Source organism: Sulfobacillus harzensis (genome assembly GCF_012933365.1).
Taxonomy (GTDB): Bacteria; Bacillota; Sulfobacillia; order Sulfobacillales; family Sulfobacillaceae; genus Sulfobacillus_B; species Sulfobacillus_B harzensis.
Genome location: NZ_JABBVZ010000034.1, coordinates 20,310 through 39,169, shown reverse-complemented (window position 1 = coordinate 39,169; position 18,860 = coordinate 20,310). Strand labels below are relative to the sequence as shown.

Sequence of the window (18,860 nt, the reverse complement as noted above, 5' to 3'; positions counted from 1 at the left end):
CGTACGCGCCCCTGTTGGAGTCTCGTATTTTCGTGTTCATACCCTTGGTGTAGCAGATTTTGGGATTTTCCGCCAGTTAAACTTCCCCGATCCCGGACTATCTTTGTCGACGCCGTATTATCCATTGGGGTGGCCCTGATCGTCTTGCTTCACGCCACCGGCTTTATCGGCACCTTTGAATCGTTTCTCTCCATTCTCGCTGGAGTACTCTCTCCATGGGCGGCCATCTTTCTCTGGGAGACGCCCCGTTTGGCCCGGGGCGCGGGTAGAGACGAACCGCTCATACGATGGCCAACCTTTATCGCCTGGATGTTGGGGCTAGCGGCCTCGCTCTTGACCACCTCCAGCACGCTGTTCAACGGTCCCTGGGCGGTTGGCATCTTTCAGGGTTCGTCGCTCAATTATGTGCTCGGGTTTCTTGTGTCGGGACTGATATACGGAATCTGGCGGCTTTCCAACCGAGGCGAGCTGTTCCGTTCGCATTGACCCTGAGACGATTAACGAGCCCCCTTGTTGGCGCAGCCGGCCAAGAGGGGGCTGACGCGTTACGTAGCAGTGTGCCCGCGGGTTATCCGGAGGGATAGCCGTGATCTGACTATGGGGGATGGACTCAGGCGCCTTCCGGCGAGTGAAGTGCCTTTCGCTCGACCCATTCCAGTGGCCACACGGAGGTGAGCACCGCCGGGGCTGGTTTGGTTTCCGGCCAGGGTTCCTGCCAGGCAAAGAGAAACGCATAGTTGTGCCAGACACGGATGTAGAGATGGCCCCATCGTCCCCAAAAACGGGACTGACTCACCGCTTGGCTGAGTTCAACAGGATCCGTCAGATTGGGGAGGGCACGCTGTAGCCAACGCAACTCCGCGTGGGGGCGGACGCGATAATAGGTCCAGTGGATTGTCGGCCCGTGCGACATCTTGATCCTCCTCGGGCGCGCCCCATACGGTGTTGAAAAGGGGGAAGCGAAGCGTAGGGAACGGCATCATTGTCAGATTATCAGAGGATTCATGGTAATCATACCATACCTTCCCAAGTTGGATGGCTCTTGCGAGGAGAATATGACTTCGTCTCGGCGACGAGATGCGGCTCTAACTGGTGTAACCTGGCGCCCTTTCCATTCGTTTTTCTCGAAAAAGAAGGGAGCTAGGGCATGAGGCAACGAACCGGTGCGCTTGTCGTAGGAAGCATATTGGCAATCTCGAGTTTGGCTGGATGCGGCGTCAGCCCCACGTCTTCAATCCACGTCAGCTCCCCGAGTCCACAGGTGTCGCCGACCGAGAGCACGCCCTCAGCGTCGTCGTCATCGGTTCCCAGCTCCAGCACCGCGGAGTCCTCACCGCAAGCTGCCTCGCCAATGTCCAGCAGCACACCGGGCCCGACGCTTCCGGGTGCGGGGCTGTTTCTTCCCGCCGTGAATCAGGCCATGGCGGCCATCCAGAATCGGACTCAACTGCCGTTGGCGGCACCTCGCAATATCCCGATAAGCGGGTCAGAAGGCCATCTCTATCTGGCCGCTCAAACGACGGCCTTGGCCGCCGCCTATCACGTGCACCTGCAACTAACCGTGACACCTCTTTCCGTGAACAACCCCACCATCAACACTCCGCAGAATTCCGGGCTGGCCAATGATTTTGGGGGATTCGGCGCCACCCAATATCAAACCCCCAGCCAAGCGGAGGCGGTGCTGGAGCACGCGTTATATGCGCCCAAGGCAGGGTCTCCAGTCAACAGCATTAGTCTCGGAGGCGGCGTCGTAGGCCAAGTCTACCAAGATCCGGGCATCATTCAGTGGACGGATGGACAATGGACGTTGCAGGTGGTGGGCGAACCGAGCATCGATGAAAGTGAGGCCAAAAAAATTGTCCAGTGCCTTGCTGGCCAGAAATTGCCGGCAACCCGTGGCGTGATGGTGGTGTTGGCCGCTGGCGACGGAGACCATACGGTCGTCGGATTTCAGGTCGGGGATGTCCTGTATCGGGTGTCCGACTATCATTCCGCCATTGGGGCGATAGAGATGACGATGGGCCTTAAAGGCTGGCCTACCAGCCAGAATCTCTATTTCTAATCGATCTCTTACAGCAATCGCCGGGATGTTCGAACGGCGCTTCAGCGCTGCCTGCCAGCAACAAAAAGCCTTAGCATTAGGCTTCGGTCTCGTTTGAGGCTTCCTCGATGGCTACGCCCCGGCCGGTTTCAAGGCCCTTAAAGAACCATAACACGGCGCCGGACGCGCCGATCGCCCACACCACAGCATTGAAGAGCAAGGTGTGGCTGAGGCTGTAGTGGGCGGTGAGATAGATGGTGCCGATGTAGAGGCCGATGGAGACAAAGCGAACCAAGGCGGTATAGGTGCCGCGCGACCTGGTGGGCCATACCTCGCCTTTTAAGGTGTCCTCGGTAATGTACCCAACGGCGACGAAAATGTTGAAGAGCACGACTAAAACCCAGAACAGGTCCAAATTTTTCGTCCAGGTGCCGGTGGTGAGATAGATGATGAAGGCAAACACGAAGGTGCCGAGATACCCCCACAGCAAAAGGTGCTTGCGGCTTAACCTATTCCCCCAGAGCCCAATAAACCCGGTGATGAATCCCACCAACCCAGCCACAAAGATAATCTGGCTGGTCAGGCTCTGATAATAGTACGGCGCCACAACATAGGTGAAGATGCCGAACCCCGCGGCGCCGGCAAAGGCGGTGGCCATGGTGGCATAGAGCCTGATCCCCACACTGACTTTGAGATACTGATTGTTCACCTGGCGCTTTGGCGGCTCAATGACCGCCTGATAGCGGCGCTCGCCTTCCTCAGCGCCATAGTATTTCAGGGCTTGATGATGCGCCTCTTCTTTCGCCCCGTGCCGCACCAGCCAACGCAATGACTCCGGCGTGTTGACTCGAGCAAATAGGAGCACCACCAACACAAGCAACAGCGCGATGCCGACACTCACCTTCTCCAATTCCACCGAGTGCGACCAGGCGCGGGTGGTCATGGAAAGAATGGCTAAGAGCAACCCGCCTAGATTGATGAAGTTAAGTTCTAGCATCATGGTTTTGCTGCGATGATGACGGGGCATCATTTCATGCGAGGCAACCATGATGGTGTTCATCTCACCGCCCGAGGCAAAGAGCAGTACGGCCAGAAAAACCAGCAAGGTGACGTAGGTCGAGCTCAAAAAAATAAGCCCTAACCCGCCGATGCCGTAGAGGGTCATGGTGACATAAAAGGTATTTTTGCGGCCTAGGCGATCCGAAATGGGCCCTGCCACGGCGATGCCGATAATGAGCCATATTGGAGCCCACGACAGCAATAGTGAGGTCAAATTTTTGGGCATATTGCTGACCCAGCCGGTAGCAATGGGAGCCAGAGAAAAGATGTAGTTTTCCATCAACATGCCGATGCCGAAGGCCCAAAACGCCCACGAATCCGCCGGCGTCCATTGCTCTTTCGGGGCGATGTTGTGCTCCTTTGTAGCCACGAAAAATCCTCCTTAAATGCAGACCTGTCCAGAGTGTTTCCCAAATGGAAAGGCTTTACTCGGTTGGCCCTTCGGTCCATCGAAGCCGCAGCAAGGTTCGGATATAATGGTCATTAAGCGATTTTTTCGCCCAATTTTTTGGCGCCGGTTATATTTCTGATCACCCCCGCGTTTTAGGGGTGAAGAAGGGAGAGGGTCCCGGATGGCGGATGTCGAGTCGACGATCCATCGTTTGTACGAAACCGAGTTCGCCGCCCTGGTGCGCCACGCCAGCTACATCGTGGGAAGCCGCGAGATCGCCGAGGAGGTTGTGCAGGAGGCGTTTATCCGCCTCATGACCAAGCCGCCCCGAGACACCAATCGGGTGGCCGCCTGGCTTCGCACCGTGGTCAACAACTTGGCGCTGGATCACGTTCGCCGCGTCAAGGTGGAAGAGCGCGTGACGGAGCGGATATCGATGTCGGATCAGGCTCCCACCGTGGAGGAAGTCACGATGACACAATTTGACCGCGAACGGGTGCAGCAAAGTTTGGGGGCGTTGAGCGAGCGTGATCAAAAGGCTTTGCTTTTGCGCCACTCGGGGTATTCGTATAAGGAAATTGCGGAAAAGATTAATTGTCCCGTCGAACAGGTGGGCGTCATACTGATCCGAGCGCTGAAGAAATTGAAACAGGCCTATTTGGGCGACAACGCGGGTTCTAGCCCAGCCCGGGAGGTACAAGCATGAAAACCACGAACTTGTGGGAGCGCCTCTGTCCTGACGAAGGGCAATGGATGGCGTTTTTTGACGGGGAGGGACGCCCTGAGGACCGAGAGCGCCTAGGTGCCCATTTGCGGCAGTGCGTGTCCTGCCAACAAATTTTTGACGAGATTGGCCAAACTGTTTGGGTTGCCGACGGCGCGCTGGATGCCGTCCATACGGTTGCGCGCCCACGGCGCGTGGCTTCCGCTTGGTGGCCTGCCGCAGCCGCCGCGGCCATTCTGGTGGGGCTCGGCGCGGGATTTCAGACGGCGGGCCATGGGGCTTTGGCGGCCGTCGGGTCGCTCTTTCAGGTGAAAAGCATCGGGACCGTGGGGGTTTCGCCGACGGAGTTGTCCGCTCTCTCCCGTACCCTCTCACAGGGTGGCCGGGTGACGCTGGCGCACTATGGCTCTATCAAGGTATCTGGTCCCGTGAAAGACGAAACCGTGCAAGCGTCAAATCTTAAGAGCTTCAACATGCCCAATGTATGGCCCAAAGCCTGGGGTGCGGCTCCGGCCGCGCAAGTGCAAACCGGCATGCGGGTGACGCTCAGGTTGAACGTGCCGCATATCAACCAGCTGATTCAGATAGAAGGCGGCCATGACTTTTTCCCGATGAGCCTCAACAACCGTCCCTTTACGGTGGTGGTCCCGGCGGAAGCGACCTTAACGCATGGCAACTGGAAGATTCAGGAGGTTCCGCAGCCCACGGTGGCGGTGCCCGGACAGGTGCCGGTCAAAGAGGTGGCCCGTGCGCTGGAAAACTTGCCTTTCATGCCCACGTCGCTGAAGGACGCGGTCGCCCGCATGTCCAACTGGAAGGACACCTTAATCGTGCCACTGCCGGGGCACCCCCAAAATCTTCAGGTATCGGGGACCCAGCGGATTGCCGATGAGAATCAGAGCGGCACCGTGGCGGGCGAAGCGTGGATTCAAAACGGGGTGGCGGTGCTCGTGACCGAGCATCAACACCAGCCCATTTCCATGAGCCAGTTTGAGGCTCAGGTTAGTCAGCTGCTGCCATGAAGGCGATTCAAACGCTCGGCTTGAGCAAGCATTACGGCCGCCGAACCGCGGTTGAGAATGTGAACCTCTCGGTGGATCAAGGCCAGATATTTGGGCTTTTAGGACCGAACGGAGCCGGAAAGAGCACGTTGGTGAAAATGCTGGTGGGCCTCGTCAACCCGAGCGCAGGAAGCGCTCGGGTTTTCGGCTTTTCTTTTCGCGAGTTGGCTGCCCGCCGCCACATCGGCTATTTGCCGGAGCTCTTCCGCTTTCCGCCCTGGCTTACGGCTGACGAAGTGCTCACCTATCATCAACGTCTTCTGAAGGTGGCGGTGGACGCCGAAGAGCGTGCACAGCTGCTGGAAAAAGTTGGCCTTAAAGATCGGGGTCATGACCGAGTGCGGGGATTTTCCAAGGGGCTTCAGCAACGGCTGGGATTGGCGGTGGCCATGGTGGGAAATCCCGAGATCATCTTTCTGGATGAACCCACGTCGGCATTAGATCCGGTGGGGCGCTATGAGGTAAGTCAAATATTGAACGAACTCCGCCAAGCCGGAGTCACCATTTTTTTGAACAGCCACCTGCTTTCCGATGTGGAGAGGCTCTCCAACGCCGTGGCGCTGATTGACAAAGGGATCATCCTTTATCAAGGGTCGCTGCAGGACGCCATTTATGGAACGGTACGAGGATACCAGCTCAATCTTGGGGGATTGACGGAAGCGAGTGCCGCCGAAATCCAAGCAAAAAATCCGGGGGCCGTGATACAATGGGGTGAACGTCCGGGCGAAGCCGTGATGGCGTTGCAGATCGTCCGGGAGGGATTGCCCCAAGTGGTGGCGGATCTCGTTGCACGCGGTGTTAAGCTTTACGAAGTGGCCCCGGAGCATTCCTCGTTGGAGGAATGGTTTTTGCAACGGATTGGAAAGGATGGGCGCTAGATGGGGGTTGTCGCGCGCTACAGCCTGAAAGAAACGCTTCGCAAGCGCTTGTTGGTGGCGGCCGGGGGGCTTACCGGTCTTTTTTTGTTGCTCTTTTTTCTGTTTCTCAAATGGGTCGGCCTTCCGCCCGACGTGCCGGGCGCTCGCTCCATTGCCGCTCTAACCTATCTCTTTCTTGGGCTCTTTGCCAGCTACGTCATGATTGCGCTCTTCGCCGTGTTGATTTTCGTGGCCAGCATTTCCGCAGAAATTGACGATGGCACCATCTTGGCGGTCGTGCCGCGGCCCATTCACCGCTCGGCAATTGTGCTGGGGAAGTGGATGGGGTTGTCCCTGGTGACCCTGGTCTATGCCTCGCTCCTGTTTTGGGGCGTGGTGCTGATTGATCAAGCGCAGTTTGGCGGTGTGGCGGGCGCCTTTGGGAGCTTATTGGCCGCGTATGGGGACTTCCTGTTGGAAGGGCTCTTGGTCGGGACGGTGACCATTTTGGGGTCCATCCTAGCGGCCACCATGACCAACGGCATCGTGGTATCCTCCGCTGTCCTCATTGCTTTCCTGGGAGGATCGCTCCAGCAGTTGGGCGCTCTCACCAACCCGGCGCCGGCCTTCTCCGTGATTGGCTGGATTACCAGCCTTCTCATGCCGACGGATGCCCTGTACCGGCGGGCGCTGTTTCAAATTATGGGCAACCACGTGTTTCCTGGCGCGGACACGCTGCTCGGGCCTTTTGGCGCCGTGCACCCACCCGGGGAGGGCATGGTGCTCTACGCCCTCGTCTATACCGCCGGCATGCTAATGCTCGCGGTATGGCGGTTTGGGGTCAAGGATCTCTAAATCCGCGGCGTCTTCTGCCGTAAAGGACAGTGCCATGAGGCTGGCTAAGATGAGACCGGCCCCGAGAAGCTGCAGCCAGAGAAGAAACTGGCTCAATACCAGCCAGGAGAAGACGGCGGTCCAGACGGGTTCCAGATTGAAGACCAAGGCCGCCTCGGTGGCCGTGAGGCGCCGTTGTCCCCAAACCTGAAGCCACCCGGCAACCAGCGTGCCCAAGACGGCCAAATAGCCGAGCCGCCAGATGACGGGTCCGGAAAGATGGAGCGCAAGGCCGATAAATAGGTGATGCGTCAACTGGCCGGTAACGGCCAGATAGATGGCCAGGGTAATCGCGGCGCCGAGCGCTTCAATGACTGCCAGCTGAAGGGTGGTCATCACCCGCGAGACCTCGGCGGTGCCAATAATCTGGACGGTGGCGAAGATCGCCGCAGCCAATGCCCAGAGCGTGCCGACCGCCGCTGTGACATCCACATGGCCGATAAGCAAGGCCACCCCGAGGAGACTCGCCCAGGTGGCGGCGATGACGATACGGTGAGGGCGGTGGTGCTGCCAAAGCGCCATGGCTAACGGAGTAAGGACCACATAGACGGCAGTAATGAAGGCGACGCTATCCACCGAGATGGAGCGCATGGCGATGGCTTGCGTCAAGGTGGTGCCGGCAAGAAATACGCCCGTGGCCAGTCCGCCTGCCCAGGCCTTGGCATGAATGCGCGGTCCCCTCAATACCCACGGCAACGCGAAGACACCGACCAGTCCGTAGCGCAAAAGCAAAAAGGCGGCCGGGGGCAGGCTCAATTCCAGTTCACGAATCACCACGTTGCTGTAGCCCCAAATGGCAGTAACCAAACCCAACGCTAAGAGGCCCCACCAAAAGGTGCGGCGCCGTTTCGGCGTGGGCCGCTCCCGTCCATGGACGGCGTCTAGTTCAACCATGTTGTCCCTTTCTCATTGAGGAAGATATTATGACCATTCTAGGAAAATGGGCAACGGAAGGGAAGCGTCGGGAGAAACGAATTCCGTGAATGGCAATAAGTGGCGAGGCCTGTCGGAGAATGGCGCGTCAGCAGGTGGAAGCGGGCGGGATCGCCGTCCGGCGAGCCTTCACGGACCAAATTTCTGGTCGATACTGTTCTAATTCGTTAAAGAATAAAGAAATCAATATATTTGACAGACAATGCATCCATAGTATAAGATCGCAATATCTTAAATATATCCATGAAAGGTCAGAGCTGGATGGCCAACCGATTCGATGGGGAACGCGTTCGTTCGCTATCCCGGGATGAGGTGCTCGCTGAATGTCGACGCCGCCTGGTGCAGGGCGCGTGGCGACCGGGAGATGTGGTGCAAGAAAAAATACTTGCCGAAGAACTCGGTGTCAGCAAAACGCCGGTTCGAGAGGCGCTGCAATATTTGACCTTCGTGGGCATGGTCAAGCCCTATAGCCGGATCGGATACGTTATTTCACCCATTGAGCTGCAGGACATCATTGAGGTGTTCCAGTTCCGGACGCTTATCGAGGATGACCTGATTCAGACGGTGGCGGCATTGCCCGATATGACGGTTCCCGCCGGGCAGTCTGAGGAGATGCCGGCGATTACCGCGGAAATTGAGTTTCACCGTACCCTCTATGCCCGAGTTGCCAAGCCGCGCATGGCGTCCTCGCTGGAGGTGCTACTCGACCAGACAGCTCGCGCGTTGAATTACACGCAACTGGATGACGAGTTGATGCGGTCCATCGCGCATGAACATGAGGCCATCATCTTGGCGGTCCGGCATCACGATGCCCCGTTAGCGCGAGCCCACATGACGGTCCATTTGCGGCATTTGAGGGATTCGCTGCTTTCCAAACTTCGTCAACAACTCCGCGAAACCAAAAACATCTTGTAGGGGGCCTTGCAATGCCGAAAAAGTCGTGGCGGATTCTCGACTTTCATATTCACTTTGCGGTTCGGAGCAACCGCCGTACTGAGCGTGCATCGGGCGCGCCGGACAGTGAGCTTACATATGGGCAACGGCAATATCGTTGGATGATGGAAGCGTGGGATTTTCCGACGCCTGAGCCGGAAGTTCCGGAACCGCCGGTGGTCCTCGAGCGGTGGCTCGGCGAAATCAAACGCTATAACTTAGAAGGGGTGGTCTTCGTCACCGGGGCGGGGTCTGAGTTCATGGCGGCAGCCCAAGCGAACAATCCGGGACGCATCTTTTCTTTTTCGCACATCAGCCCGGACGATCCCGACGCCTTGCAAAAAATTACCCATGACATCGAAGATCTGAAGCTCAGCGGCTTTAAGATGTTCGGCCCGCAACTTGAGCGTCCCTTTGACGACCCGGCCTATTGGCCCATCTGGGAATTGCTGGCCAAACACCGGGTGCCCCTCTTGATTCACTTCGGGGTTTTAGGGGGAGGCGGCGGTATCGTTTACCATCCGCGCATGAGCCCGCTCACCGTGGATCCCGTAGCTCGCGCCTTCCCGGAGATTCCCATTGTGATTCCGCATTTTGGTGCGGGATATTGGGGCGACTTGCTGCAGTTGGGATGGGCCCATGAAAATGTGCATGTCGACACCTCCGGATCCAACCAATGGATCCGCTGGATGCCCTATCCGCTGACGTTGGAAAGTCTGCTGCAAAAGGCTTACGAAACCTTCGGTCCAGACCGCATTATCTTTGGTTCGGACTCTAGCTACTTTCCCCGTGGATTTGCGGTTCGCTATGTCCAAGACCTGATCCGCGCAGCCCGCTACAACGGGATGCCGGACGCTGACCTGCAAAAGATTCTCTACGACAACGCATGGCGGATCCTACATCCCGGGGGTGTAGCAAACCATGAGTCGTAATCCGGGAGCTTTGGTGGTGGGGCCGACCTTCGTCGATATTGTGATGTCGGAAATGTCCCGACTGCCCGCGGCCGGCGAAGAAGTGCATGTCGGCAATGCGTCGTGGGCCCCGGGCGGCTATGCCATTAGCGCCATCGTGCTCAATCGGCTCGGCATTTCCACCCAGTTGGTAACGGATATCGGTGAGGACGAGTTGGGCGCGACGCTCGTGTCGCGACTGCAGCGCGAGGGTCTTTCGACTGACGCGGTTTTTCGCTCTGACCGCACCAATATTGCCGTGGCTCTCAACTGGAGCGGAGACCGGGGGATTGTGTCCTACACCCATCCCCTGACAGACCCCACGGAGCGGGTGGAATCGCAGTTGCAGGACGGTTGCGATTTGGTGCTGTTGTCGGCCCGACACCCGCACGCGCGATCTGTGGCCGCGGCAGCTTTTGCCCATTCGGTGCCGGTGGCGTTGTCCCTCTCCTGGCATCCCGAGTTCCTGGTGTCGCCGTCCTTGAAGCAATTGTTTCCCTATGCGCGCTACCTGTTCTGCAATGTTCCGGAGGCGCTCTTGGTCACCGGCGAAACCGATTTTGTTCGGGCGCTGGGCATTTTAGGAGAGGCCGTGCCCGAGGTCGTGGTCACGCGGGGCGCTGAGGGAGTGGCTGCCTTGGTGGACGGAGAGTTCATTGAGGTTCCCGCCGAGCCGGCCATCATGGTGGATGCGACCGGCGCCGGTGATGTGTTTGCCGCAACGTACTTGGCGTGCGCGCTGCGAGCCCTGGATTTGCGTGATCGTCTATCCGCGGCCACGTGGGCCGCAGCCCAAGCGGTTCGCAAGGTTGGTGGGAGCACGGGGGCGCCCAATTGGAATGATGTCACAGCACACTTGGGGTTGCGGGAGGGAGCCAAATGACAGGCGGGTTGAAACTCACAATCATCGGCGGCGGCGCCTTTCGGACCCCGCGGTTGGTCTATGGACTGATTCGGCATGCGGCGGAGCTGAACGTGCGCCAGATTGACCTTTATGACCCGGATTTTTCCCGGATGGAGGCACTCTTGGCCGTGTCCCGCCACGTGGCAGCGAAGATGGGGAGCGCCTTGGTGTTTAATCCCCGTCGTTCCTTGCCTGAGGCGGTGGCGGGGGCCGACTTCGTCTTCCTGACCTATCGCATCGGGGGCGAGGCCGCTCGGGCGTTGGATGAGCGGTGTGCTTTGGACAGTGGCGTGCTCGGCCAAGAGACGGTGGGACCCGGCGGGTTCTTTATGGCCCTTCGCAGCATTCCGGTGACGCTTGATTACGTTCAGCGCATTCGGGAGATAGCGCCCGACGCGTGGATTATCAACTTCACCAATCCGGCCGGCATTGTGACGGAGGCGGTCCATCAGGCGGGGGATTCCCGGTTCGTTGGGGTGTGCGATACGCCGTACCATCTGCAGATGGAGATCGCGGAATACCTTGGCGTCACAACCGATGCCCTGGAGGTGGAGGTGGCCGGGCTCAACCATTTGGGATGGTTCACGAAAATTACGCATCAAGGCGTGGACATGCTCCCAAAGCTTCTGAATGAGCTGCCCCAAGTTCTTCAGGCCATCCGGCCGCTCAGCTTCTTTACGGCAGAAGAAATTCAGCGGTTTGCCAGTTTGCCGACGGAGTATGTGTACTTCTATCTACATGCAAGGGAGGTGGTGTTGCGGACGCAGGACCGTCCGAGCCGTGGGGAGATTATCCAGGCAAGCATGCAGAGCTTCTTCCCGGAATTGCAGCAATTGGTGGCCCAAGGGGCCATCGACGAGGCATGGCGGCTTTACGGTCAAGTGATTACGGGTCGTTCGAATTCCTATTTGGCCAATGAGACGGGGAGTGCCTTTCCCCGTGGCCTCAATCCGGACAGTCTGTTCAACAGCGAGGGTTATGAGGGAATCGCCATTCGCTTAATGGAAGGATTGATGGGCGAGCAGCGCAGCCGCACGGTCATTAATGTCCCCTCCCACGGCCTATTGCCAGAGATTGGGGCCGATGCCGTCATTGAGTGTGCGTGTGAGGTGGAGCATCAGAAGATTAAGCCGGTTCCTTTGACATCTCGTGTGGCACCGTGGTGCTTGGCGTTGATTAAAGAGACTAAGCAGTTTGAACTGGCGACGGTAAAGGCCGCCAATTCGCGCCGCATCGACGATTCGGCAGTGGCATTAGCTCAACATCCGATTCTGGACGGCGACCAGGAAAAAGCCTGGCAGATTGTCAGGCAACGCAGCCAGCTGCCCGAAGCGCCGCGTTGGGTTAGTTAATTAGCCTGTCACATTGAAGGAGGAAATAGGCATGATCAAGAAAGCATGGACCGCCGGCATCATTAGCTTGTTGGCCGCGAGTGTCCTAGCCGGCTGTGGCGCCACATCGTCAGCAAACGGGTCTACGGGGAACACCAGTGGTGCGACCACGGCCTCCGCGAAATCCGGCACCTTGACGGTGGGCACCTATACCACGGCGGAAACGCTCGATCCCGCACTGTCGCATACCGCTCTCGATCTGCAAATCATGCAGAACATCTACGGATCGCTGTTTCAAATCACCCCGTCGGGCACCATCGTGCCGGACATGGCGACGAACATCTCCGTGAGTTCCAATGGCTTGACCTATGTCATCACGCTCAAGAAGGGCATCAGGTTCTCGGACGGCACGCCCTTTAACGCGGCCGCTGTCAAGTACAACTGGGAACGGATCCTGAATCCCGCTACGGCATCGCCAGAGGCGAGCAACCTGGGACCCATCCAGAGCATTACCGTGAATAACCCATATCAGCTCACGGTGACGTTCAAGACCGCCTTCGCCCCGTTCAAGGACAACTTGACGGGACCGGTGGGTATGATTGCGTCGCCCACCGCCATTCAAAAAGAGGGCAAGTCGTATGGCACGCATCCGGTGGGAGCGGGACCGTTCATCTTCAAGAGCTGGGTTCCCAATGGAGCCATCACATTGGTGCGCAATCCCCACTATTTCAAGGCCGGGGAGCCGAAGGTAAGCAAGGTGGTCTTTGACCCCATCCTCTCCGCCAGCACGCTGGTGGATGCCCTCGACAATGGGCAGGTCCAGATTGCAGATGTTCTGGACCCGAGTCAGTTGAGCCAGGTGCAGTCATCCACCGCCCACGTTGCCAAAGTGGCGGGGCTGGGATGGTTCGGCATGAACATCAACACCACCTCGGGGCCGTTGAGCAACGTCCACAATCGTCGCGCCATCCAGTACGCGGTCAACAAAGCGGTGATTCGGAAGCTGGTCTTTGACGGGACAGGCGCCATTGCCAACAGTCAGTTCTCGCCATCCTCATGGGCCTATGACGCGTCGCTGAAGACGCCCTACAGCCCTTCGCAAGCCAAGAAGGAATTGCAAGCGGCGGGCAACCCGAGCGGCTTCTCGTTCACCGTGCAGGCGCAAAACACCAACAAGTACATCCAGCTAACCCAGATCCTGCAATCGCAGTTGGCGAAGGTCGGGATTCACATGAAAATCCAGCTGCTGGACACGTCGACCTATTTGACCAATCTCAATTCGGGCAATTACCAGGCGGACTTCGTCAACATGAGCGGCTCCTTGGATCCCAATAGCTCGACCTACATCTTTGACGAGTCGAGTGCCGACGTGGTCAAAAACGGATACAATGACCCGACCGTGAACCGTTTGCTCAACGCGGCATTGGCTACCCCGCACCGGGCGCAACGGGCACAGGATTACCAGCAAGTGGCGCAGTTGATGAACCGTGATCTGCCGATTGTGGTGTTCAATAACCCGGCGATTCTGATGGGCGTCAGCAACAACGTGCAGGGATTCACGGTATACCCGACGGAGTACATGTATCTCGGGCGGGTGTCGGTCGCGCAATAACAGCTTTTCGGGAGGATGAAGGCATGGTTCAGTATTTTATTCGTCGGTTGCTCTTAAGTATACCGACAGCATTTCTGGTTGCGACCATTGTCTTCAGCCTGGTGCATCTCGTACCAGGCAACCCTGCCGTGGTTATCCTAGGGGTCCAAGCCAGTCCGAGCGATGTGAAGATGTTGGATCAGCAGCTTCACTTAAATCTGCCGGTATGGCAGCAGTATCTCGACTGGCTTGGGCAACTGGTCCAGGGCAACTTGGGCACATCAATGATTTATCAAGAGCCGGTGTTGCACCTCATCCTGCAAAGTCTTCCGCGAACCATCGAATTGTCGTTGGTCGCCCTGCTCATCGCGCTCATCATCGGTGTCCCGGCGGGACTCTTCGCCGGCTTCTACCATGGGCGCCTGTGGGATCGCATCTCCCTCTATCTGGCGACGATTGGCGTGGTGCTCCCAGGCTTCGTCATCGCGCTGCTTTTTATCTATATTTTCACGTATCGATTGCATTGGCTTCAGATCACCGGCGTCACCCATACCGGAACCTCGGTTTGGATCAACCCTCTCGCCTACTTTGTTCCCGGACTCACGCTGGCGATTGGCATGATGAGCCCGCTGATGCGGATTCTCCGCACTGAGGTGCGATCGGTGGCGCAAAGTGACTATATTCGCACCATGCGCATGGTCGGATCGACGGAACGGCGAATCATTTGGAAATGGACATTCAAGAATGCGTTGATCCCGATGGTGACATTTGTGGGCACCCAGCTCGGTTTGTTGATGGGCGGCGTGGTGATTATCGAGAATATCTTTTCCATCCCAGGAATGGGGAATCTGCTGGTTACCGGCATTTTCAACAAGGATTACCCCGTTGTCCAAGGCTGTGTGCTGGCTATGGCATTTCTGGTCATCATCGTGAATCTCGTTGTGGAACTGGCGTATGCGTTCATCGACCCGCGCATTTCGTATCACTAGGAGGGAAAGAGCTTGGCTGCCATTCTCGAGAATCAGGCCGCGGATTTGCCTGCCAGCGCGCGGTCCCGTTCGGTTCGCCGGTTCTTTCGGCGACCGAGCAACATCATTGGGCTGGCCATCATTGTCATCATTGCCATCTGTGGGTTGGGGGCGCACTGGATAGCGCCGTACGGGGCCAATGCCACCAATTTCTCGGCGGCGTTGAAGCCTCCCTCGGCGCATCACCTGCTAGGCACCGATTCATTGGGCCGCGACGTGCTCAGCCGAATTATCTACGGCACCAACTCTTCTATTCTTGCGAGCTTGGGTGCGATTGCGGCCGCCTTGATCGGGGGAACGATTATCGGGCTGGTGGCCGGATATGCCAAAGGAACCGTGATTGACGAGGTACTGATGCGCATCATAGACGCCGTGTTGGTGCTGCCTCCGCTGGTGCTGGCCATGGCCCTGGCTTTTATTTTCGGCCAAGGCTTGCTAAACGCCATCATTGCCATCGCTGTGGTGTTTTCGCCGCAATTTGCCCGGGTGGTGCGGTCCAAGGTCCTCACCGTGCGGGAATTGACCTTCGTCGAGGCGGCCCGCGCGGCAGGCGCGGGGCATGGGCGCATCTTGTTGCGGCACATTTTCCCGTCGGTTATTCAGCCGGCGCTGGTACTTGCTACCTTGAGCATTGGCAATGCCGTCATTGTGGAGGCCTCGCTGGCCTACCTGGGATTGGGTCTTCAGCCGCCCAACCCTAGCTGGGGATTTATGGTCAGCTCCGAAGTCAACTATCTTTCCCAGGCCCCGTGGCTCATCTTTGCGCCGAGTTTGGCGATTGCGCTGAGCGTATTTTCGGTTACGGTCGTGGGCCAAGGCCTGCAGGAACTCTAGGGCGTGACACGTCAAAGAAACTCATCGGTCGTCCATAACCGTTAAACAGCCTCATTAAGCGCGCACGGAGAGGCCCCCAAGACGGGGCCTTTTTGTTTGGTTGTTTCGAAAAAAGACGGTGGACATGGGGGTGTTGCCGGTTTTTGTCTTCGGGACGTCCTGGGGATTTTCTGGCACTCATTAATCCAGTCCGGATTCGGAGGCCACCGAATACCTGGACTCAAAGTGGCCCTCATTCCAGCCACGCGACCAAGCACTGTCTCCTACGGGCTCGGTGGACCACATCCTTCGCCGGATATGCAATGGGATTAAGAACCGAGCCTTCGGGTTGCAAGGCCCTTTCACCGGGCCTGCCGCTTTTCTCTCCGATGCGGATTGGGTAGAATTTGAAAGGCTTCAGACGGAGGAGGGGGAACACCATGGACGACGAGAAACCCGTCATCGCGGTGGATGGACGGCTAGCGCTGCAGGCCGAGCGGGGATTTGAGGGCGAGTACCTGAATCGCTTGCTGACGGAACTTGGCTTCATGTCCAGACCCTACGTCATCCATGTATTCGGCGACCTGACAGCCGACCCCGAGATGCTGCGCCGCATGCGCTTTATCCATCCCGTTGATCTGTTGATTACCCCGAATTTCTTCACGTGGGAGCAGATGGCGTTTCCCCAGGCCGTCCACGGAGCTGCCGTGGTGCAAGGGGCGTCGCTTCCCTGGTTTATCCGCCGACCGAGTATTGCCCTGCTGTTTGAGGTCCCGGACGTCGCACCCTCTGCCTATCGGCGGACGATGGCACGACGGGCGCTTTCCCGATCCCACTGGGTGGTGGCCGTATCGGAAGCCGTGAAGGAAAGCTTAGTGACCGGCGGGGTGCCGCAAGACCGCATCATCGTCGTGCCTCCAGGGGTCAAGGCCCCCAACGAAGCGATTCGGTTTTCCAAGGAACCCAGGCTGGTGGTGGAGAAACCCCATCAGCAGCTACTTCAGGACGCCCTCATGCAGGCGGGGGTGGATGAACTGTCTCTTGAACCGTTGACACAGGGAGATGAGGATCAAACCAGAGCACAGCTGGCCGATGCGCTGGCGTTTGTCACCGTGTCCCGGAATCCCCGGTCTTCCTGGTACCAGTTGCTGGCCGAAGCCGAAGGCTGTCCCGTCGTGGGACCCGATGCGGCGCTGCCTGCTTCAAACTGGGCGGAAGCCGCGGCGGCCATCCAACGGCTAACCACCGAGCCCGATCGTTTACGCCAAATCGTAGAGCAGGGGTTGCAACACGCCCAAAACAACTCCTGGAAAAAGAGCGCCGAAATGCTAGACAACCTCTATCGAACGGCACTAGGAATCGAAGCCTCCCGCTAAAACCCCTTCATTAAAAAGAAGGACTTTCCGAATATTTCACGAAATCGACCGATGGGTGGTGTCGAATGGTGTCGGCCTACTCATGAATAGACATCCCGTATCAACGCAAATGAGGTGTTGAATAGAAAGTCCTAAGGAGGCGCAAATAAATGCGCGGATGGAAAGGGGCCGCGATGGGTGTGCCCTGGGTTTTGTTGTCCCTGCTTCCTAACATGGCAGAGGCGCAAGCCAGGCCAACGGTTTGGTTTCATCTCTCCAGTACGAACGTTCGGGTTCGACAGGTTGTGACCATAAACGCCGGGGAGCAGGGCTTGAAGGGACCGGAAGACGACGCGCTTTGGATGAAAGCACCAAATGGGCATTGGCAAGCCCTGTACCACATGGGGCCGGCTAGCCGGTTTTCGGTTAGATTCTCCAGACCCGGAACTTATACGCTCCAAGTGCGAATCATGCCCCGCCAAGCTCTCTGGAAACATCTATGGAAGGAAACCCAGTATTCCGCACCGCAAGTCGTCTATGTCGGCGGCAGTGTCTCATTATCGCCGAGTGTCGACAGTGCGGCTAAGGGAACGACAGTGAAGCTTGCGGCGAGCGACAGTCATATTGCTCATCCACTCTATCAATTCCACATCAAAACTCCCCAGAGCGCCATTATAACCACGCCGTTTCAGAAGGCGGCGGATTTCGCCCACGCATGGTCCATGCCGGGCGTCTATCGGGCGTGGGTTGATGTGAAGACGCCCGGCGGTCCGGCGGTGCAAAGCCGGCCGGTGGCATTTGATGTTTACGGACCCGCGGTGGGCATTCGCTTTCACCAGGGGCAGCACCAATGGGTAGCAGATGGGACGGAAACGGAAACACTGGCCATGGCTGTGGTCGATGCGGAGGGAGACGTCGTCTCCAACTTCAATGGGACCGGGACTCTGACTGACACAACCGCGGCAGGTGCCGTTTCGGCTTGGGGGCCTTCTCCACGCGCGCTCTCTTCTCTCTATCAAGGAATGAGCCTTCCCCTCGCCTTTAAGAACGGGATGGCGAACATGACACTGCAAGCCGGGAGCGCTGTTGCGGCGGATGCTCTTGAGGCGTCCGCCGCGGAAGATCCCCATGGGCCATCACTTTCCGGCAAGGCCACCATTGCGACGGAAGCCCAAAAAGCCGCCGCCATCAAACTCACGGCGCTCGACACCTATCTTATCGCCAATGAAAGCGCCAACGAGGCCGACTATCAGGTTTCCGTGGTGGACCAAGTGGGCGAGCCGATGTTGTCGGGGACCTACACGCTCGCTGCGACCATTCAGGGACCCGCCCAATTTGAAGGATTCGGACAGGGGCCTAACACAGTGACATACACGGGTGGGGCAGGACCGACGCCACTCACCATCTACTCCATCGCAGCCGAGACTGGGAAGGTAACGTTAAGGCTTTCTGGTTCGGGATTTAAAACGGTCTCCACGTCACTGCCGGCAGTGTTGGGTGGCCAGCCGTATCGAATGGGGGTGTCCGCCTTGCCAGCCATCCTCAGCAATGGTCAAACTGCGACGCTCACCCTCACGCAGGTGACGAAGAGCGGTGGTCTTCCGGATCCCGCTAGTCTGGATAATAGCGCCTATGTGGTGAGCATTACCGATGCGAACGGCAATCCTGCCCAAGGCTTTACGTTGGACGGGGCACCGTATACCGGGCCGGTAAGCTTTCCTGTAGCACCGGGGGCCAATGACTTCTATGCCGTCTCCCAGACGGTTGCTCTTCAAGCGGTCGATGTCTCCCCTGGCAAATACACCATTGTGGTTTCAGACCAAGATGGTCTATGGAAACCCTCGACACCGTTCGTCATTACCGTTAAGGGATAGCGGGACTAAGGGCTGCTCCATATTGGGGCAGCCCCTTTGAGCTTTGTCGACAAAAAATTTTTCTCCCCAAAGCAATCATGAAACGGCCAAAAGCCTTATAAGATAAGGAATTGGAGACGAT

Annotated in this window: 19 protein-coding genes; 15 read left to right on the top strand and 4 right to left on the bottom strand. The window is 57.8% G+C overall.

What is annotated here, in order from left to right:
• Positions 1-486, top strand: a 486-nt coding sequence (locus HIJ39_RS11250; protein ID WP_207711630.1) for a cytosine permease, incomplete at its 5' end; no start/stop codon positions are given.
• A 124-nt stretch (positions 487-610) separates the two neighbouring features.
• Here the strand turns inward: HIJ39_RS11250 and HIJ39_RS11245 are convergent.
• Positions 611-913 (bottom strand): hypothetical protein, encoded by a 303-nt coding sequence (locus HIJ39_RS11245; protein ID WP_169099709.1) that lies wholly within the window; start codon positions 911-913, stop codon positions 611-613.
• A gap of 227 nt (positions 914-1,140) precedes the next feature.
• Entirely contained in the window at positions 1,141-1,320 is a 180-nt protein-coding gene (locus HIJ39_RS11240; RefSeq protein WP_169099707.1) for a hypothetical protein, read from the bottom strand.
• Between the two features lie 31 nt (positions 1,321-1,351).
• On the opposite strand from HIJ39_RS11240, the gene HIJ39_RS11235 reads away from it, so the two are divergent.
• On the top strand, positions 1,352-2,062 hold the full coding sequence (locus tag HIJ39_RS11235; RefSeq protein ID WP_169099705.1) for a hypothetical protein: 711 nt from the start codon (positions 1,352-1,354) through the stop codon (positions 2,060-2,062).
• A gap of 76 nt (positions 2,063-2,138) precedes the next feature.
• On the opposite strand, the gene HIJ39_RS11230 is transcribed toward HIJ39_RS11235, so the two are convergent.
• A complete protein-coding gene (locus HIJ39_RS11230) occupies positions 2,139-3,470 on the bottom strand; it encodes an MFS transporter (RefSeq protein WP_338055151.1) in 1,332 nt (443 codons plus the stop codon).
• 202 nt (positions 3,471-3,672) lie between these two features.
• Here HIJ39_RS11230 and HIJ39_RS11225 point away from each other — a divergent pair, with 202 nt between their 5' ends.
• The 4 genes from HIJ39_RS11225 to HIJ39_RS11210 are packed head-to-tail and all read left to right on the top strand — an operon-like array spanning position 3,673 to position 6,988.
• A complete protein-coding gene (locus HIJ39_RS11225; protein WP_169099703.1) occupies positions 3,673-4,197 on the top strand; it encodes a sigma-70 family RNA polymerase sigma factor in 525 nt (174 codons plus the stop codon).
• Positions 4,194-5,237, top strand: a complete 1,044-nt coding sequence (locus HIJ39_RS11220; RefSeq protein ID WP_169099701.1) for a hypothetical protein — start codon at positions 4,194-4,196, stop codon at positions 5,235-5,237. Before HIJ39_RS11225 ends, HIJ39_RS11220 begins: the two co-directional genes overlap by 4 nt.
• Positions 5,234-6,154: an ABC transporter ATP-binding protein gene (locus HIJ39_RS11215; protein ID WP_169099700.1), complete on the top strand. Its 921-nt coding sequence runs from the start codon at positions 5,234-5,236 to the stop codon at positions 6,152-6,154. Before HIJ39_RS11220 ends, HIJ39_RS11215 begins: the two co-directional genes overlap by 4 nt.
• Positions 6,155-6,988 (top strand): ABC transporter permease, encoded by an 834-nt coding sequence (locus HIJ39_RS11210; RefSeq protein ID WP_169099698.1) that lies wholly within the window; start codon positions 6,155-6,157, stop codon positions 6,986-6,988.
• Here HIJ39_RS11210 and HIJ39_RS11205 read toward each other — a convergent pair.
• Positions 6,947-7,921, bottom strand: a complete 975-nt coding sequence (locus HIJ39_RS11205) for a DMT family transporter (protein WP_169099696.1) — start codon at positions 7,919-7,921, stop codon at positions 6,947-6,949. The genes HIJ39_RS11210 and HIJ39_RS11205 overlap by 42 nt on opposite strands.
• A gap of 300 nt (positions 7,922-8,221) precedes the next feature.
• Here HIJ39_RS11205 and HIJ39_RS11200 point away from each other — a divergent pair, with 300 nt between their 5' ends.
• From HIJ39_RS11200 to HIJ39_RS11160, 9 genes are all read left to right on the top strand, one after another.
• Complete coding sequence (locus HIJ39_RS11200) at positions 8,222-8,875, top strand: GntR family transcriptional regulator (RefSeq protein ID WP_169099694.1); 654 nt, start codon at positions 8,222-8,224, stop codon at positions 8,873-8,875.
• Positions 8,876-8,886: 11 nt separating this feature from the next.
• Entirely contained in the window at positions 8,887-9,825 is a 939-nt protein-coding gene (locus tag HIJ39_RS11195; RefSeq protein ID WP_169099692.1) for an amidohydrolase family protein, read from the top strand.
• Entirely contained in the window at positions 9,815-10,726 is a 912-nt protein-coding gene (locus HIJ39_RS11190; RefSeq protein ID WP_169099690.1) for a carbohydrate kinase family protein, read from the top strand. The genes HIJ39_RS11195 and HIJ39_RS11190 overlap by 11 nt, the downstream gene beginning before the upstream one ends.
• Entirely contained in the window at positions 10,723-12,099 is a 1,377-nt protein-coding gene (locus tag HIJ39_RS11185) for a family 4 glycosyl hydrolase (protein WP_169099688.1), read from the top strand. Before HIJ39_RS11190 ends, HIJ39_RS11185 begins: the two co-directional genes overlap by 4 nt.
• A gap of 31 nt (positions 12,100-12,130) precedes the next feature.
• Positions 12,131-13,690, top strand: coding sequence for an ABC transporter substrate-binding protein (locus HIJ39_RS11180; protein WP_169099686.1), 1,560 nt, complete (start codon positions 12,131-12,133; stop codon positions 13,688-13,690).
• 23 nt (positions 13,691-13,713) lie between these two features.
• The gene (locus HIJ39_RS11175) at positions 13,714-14,658 is read left to right on the top strand and encodes an ABC transporter permease (RefSeq protein ID WP_169099684.1); all 945 of its coding nucleotides are present in this window, start codon (positions 13,714-13,716) and stop codon (positions 14,656-14,658) included.
• A gap of 12 nt (positions 14,659-14,670) precedes the next feature.
• Entirely contained in the window at positions 14,671-15,531 is an 861-nt protein-coding gene (locus HIJ39_RS11170; RefSeq protein ID WP_169099683.1) for an ABC transporter permease, read from the top strand.
• 419 nt (positions 15,532-15,950) lie between these two features.
• Complete coding sequence (locus tag HIJ39_RS11165) at positions 15,951-16,886, top strand: glycosyltransferase (protein ID WP_169099680.1); 936 nt, start codon at positions 15,951-15,953, stop codon at positions 16,884-16,886.
• Between the two features lie 149 nt (positions 16,887-17,035).
• Positions 17,036-18,739: a hypothetical protein gene (locus HIJ39_RS11160; RefSeq protein WP_169099678.1), complete on the top strand. Its 1,704-nt coding sequence runs from the start codon at positions 17,036-17,038 to the stop codon at positions 18,737-18,739.
• The last annotated feature ends 121 nt before the right edge of the window (positions 18,740-18,860 follow it).